Consider the following 2,995-nt stretch of genomic DNA (forward strand, 5'->3'; position numbering starts at 1 on the left):
GTCCTTAGCCGCCGGATCGCGCTGATCGTCGTTATCAGCCACAGCGGAGTACACCTCGGCCTTCATCTTCGAAATCATCAGATGCGGGCTGTCCGGCTTGTCAGTCACCAGACCTCCACCATGGAAGGTCGCGGCCGCTCCCACACGATCCGCCACCGTCGCCGCCGTGCGGTAGGTCAGCGGACCGCCCATGCAGTAGCCCTGCACACCCATCTTTTTCTTCTTGTCAGTCTGCGGCTGCGCATCCAGAAACGCCATGTAAGCCTTGGCGTCGCTGATGTTGGCATCGGCCGTCAAAGCCGCCGCCAGCGGCATCACCTTGGCGCGGTCTTCAGGCTTGCTGAAATCGAACGAGCCATCGACCACCGGAGCCTTGGCGTTCCGATAAAACGGATTGGGCACCAGCACCACGTAGCCCTCGGCGGCAAGACGACGCCCCATATCCCGGAAGACCGGGCGCAGGCCCAGGATATCGGTCCAGACCAATACCGCAGGCCAGGGGCCTTTGCCCTCGGGATAGAACAGCGCCGAATCGGAGACTCCCGAGGCCATCGGCACATTCACATCTTTTTCAACAACCTTCGACTGCGCCCCGGCAGCCGCGGAGGTAAGCACAACGGTTGCAGCAGCACCCAGGCCAAAGGCCCGGCGGGTAAGCGTGGGATCGTGAATCAGTCCCTGATGAATATGTTCATCGCACATGACTGGCACTCCTTTTCTTGAATTGCAGGATTGCTGAGAGAACGTGTGGCTGTCGTCTACATGAGCAGGATTCAATGCTGCTTGTCATAGGACGTCGCGGTCAACGCCTAAGACTCATCCGCGGCAACTCCCTCCCGGGCGGCGACCGGCGAGCAATTCCGGCAGAACAGGTACAACACCGGCCCCACCGCCGCGATCAACAAAGAAAACAGCATCGCCGACATGCCATACGTACGCTCCTCGCGCGATGCCCACAGCGCAAAGAAGATCAGCACCGCCGGCCCAATTCCAACCGCAATCGCCGTGAACAGTCCACCCGGAATGCGGAAGGGACGCTTCATCTCCGGCTCGCGCAGCCGCAGCACCACCAGCGCCACATCCTCCAGCATCAGCGACGCTCCGTAGAGCACAAGATCGATCGAGATCAGCCGCTCAAAGGTCAGTCCCAGCGCCAAAGCCCACGCAGTTGCACAAGTTACGATGCAAACCCACGGCACGCCCGCACGATTTACGCGGGTAAAGACCTTCGGCAGCAGACCATCCATTGCCATAGCGAAGGGAAGCCGCGTGTACGACATTGTCAACGCCGTGAAGGTTCCCACGCCGTCGATCGATCCGACAAAGACAATCGACGCCGCCAGCAACGGACCACCGAAGACCTTCGCCGCGTCCACCCAGGCGCCGGTCGTGAAGCGATCCGGCGAAAGGCCGCCCAGCCACACCGCCAACAGCGGCAGACAATAAACAAACATCACCATCACCGCTGCCCGGATCATCGCGCGCGGATAGTTGCGCTGCGGCTCTTCCACCTCCGCCGCAATGGTGGTGGCGTTATCCCATCCCATGTAGTTCCACATGGCGACCAGCAACGCTCCGGACAGCGTGTGCTGCACCGGCAAGCCTGCATACGCATGCGCCGCCGGATGCCGCACGGCGTAGCCAAGCGCGATCAGCACCAGAATCGCAAACGGCGAGAGCGAGACGATCATCATCCAGACCGAGCCTTCGCCCACTGCCGCCGCGCCACGCAGATTCCACAGCACTGCCAGCAGAATCACCAGCAACTGCAGCATGGTTCCGCGATGCCCTGCGGTCATAAACGGAGCCACTCGGCCCAGGTACTCGGTAAAGATCGTGGGGTAGATGGCCATATCGAAGACCGACGCGGCCAGAGAAAGCCATGCCTCCTGGAACCCCCAGAAGGGCCCCAGAGCTCGCCGTACCCAGGCGTAAAACCCGCCCTCAAGCGGAATGGCCGAGGCCAGTTCGCCGATCATCAGCGCCGTTGGCAGGCTCCAAACAAAGGGCAAAAGCACCAGTAACAACAGGGCACGGCCGTAACCGGCCATGCCGATAATGTCCTCCAGGCCATACGGCCCGCCCGAGACCATGTAATAGGCGCCTGCCAGCAACGGCAGCAGACGAAGCTTGCGGACAGATTTTTGCATTGCAGCGATGGCTTTGAATGTACGGGAATTTGCGGCGTTCCGGTATACTGATCTACATCGTGCGCTGGAGAGATGGCCGAGTGGCTGAAGGCGGCGGTTTGCTAAACCGTTATAGGGCCAAAAGCTCTATCGGGGGTTCGAATCCCCCTCTCTCCGCCAGTTCCCCCAAAAGCGCTGATCCACTTACAAAATAGCCGCAGCAGCTCGATAGAAACCAGAGCGCTGAAGGCGCGTTCTATACCAGCCTGGGGCAGCGCCCCAGGTTTCCTGCCCATTGAGAATAAAGGGCTGAAGGCCCGCTCTATAACTCTTCATTAAATTATCGGTACGCCTTGATGTGATGAGTCTGGAGTTCGTATCAGAAATACTGCCATCCTGCTTCGGACGCAAACGCACCTCAGGATTTGGCATGAACTTTAGATTCACGCCCTAATTCACAACCCACAATTCTTCAGACCAGAAACCGGCCGCCAGAAGCGTATCTTCATGCTGCAACTCACCTTGCGCAAGAAGAACACCGTTGTCGAAGTTGTTTCTAACGGCATACGACGTCTCGCCGACCGGGAGAATGCCAACCTCCTCAAGGACCACACAGGCATCCTCAGCGGTCTCAAACTCGCATAGCCAACAGTTCAAAGGCAGATCGATACTGACTACTGTGACGCGGACGCATTCCAGGCGGTCGCAGACCATGGCCGTCGCTTTCATGGCACCTTAGGATGCGGCGACCGCGTGCAGGAGTTTCAGGCCCCRCAAGAAAATTGTCGTCTTTGTACCTGGTCACAATTTACAAAGACGATTTTCACGTCGCACCGATTTTCACCACTGTCACACCGGTTCCGTGA

Annotated in this window: 3 protein-coding genes and 1 tRNA gene; 1 reads left to right on the forward strand and 3 read right to left on the reverse strand. The window is 59.0% G+C overall.

Going from position 1 to position 2,995, the window contains the following annotated elements:
* On the reverse strand, positions 1-702 hold a 702-nt coding region (locus AB4043_RS20635; protein ID WP_442307948.1), incomplete at its 3' end, for a dienelactone hydrolase family protein.
* A gap of 107 nt (positions 703-809) precedes the next feature.
* Entirely contained in the window at positions 810-2,150 is a 1,341-nt protein-coding gene (locus AB4043_RS20640; RefSeq protein WP_442302100.1) for an APC family permease, read from the reverse strand.
* Positions 2,151-2,216: 66 nt separating this feature from the next.
* Here AB4043_RS20640 and AB4043_RS20645 point away from each other — a divergent pair.
* Positions 2,217-2,309: transfer RNA gene (locus AB4043_RS20645), tRNA-Ser, on the forward strand.
* Between the two features lie 270 nt (positions 2,310-2,579).
* Here AB4043_RS20645 and AB4043_RS20650 read toward each other — a convergent pair.
* Positions 2,580-2,858 (reverse strand): hypothetical protein, encoded by a 279-nt coding sequence (locus tag AB4043_RS20650; RefSeq protein WP_442302099.1) that lies wholly within the window; start codon positions 2,856-2,858, stop codon positions 2,580-2,582.
* Positions 2,859-2,995 lie beyond the last annotated feature (137 nt).

It is taken from the genome of Terriglobus sp. YAF25 (assembly GCF_052113305.1).
In the GTDB taxonomy this organism is placed as follows: Bacteria; Acidobacteriota; Terriglobia; order Terriglobales; family Acidobacteriaceae; genus Terriglobus.

What these genes read in the sequence shown, in the direction of transcription:
- AB4043_RS20640 (WP_442302100.1), bottom strand. Translation starts at nt 2,150, where the DNA reads ATGCAAAAATCTGTCCGCAAGCTTCGTCTGCTGCCGTTGCTGGCAGGC.
- AB4043_RS20650 (WP_442302099.1), bottom strand. Translation starts at nt 2,858, where the DNA reads ATGAAAGCGACGGCCATGGTCTGCGACCGCCTGGAATGCGTCCGCGTC.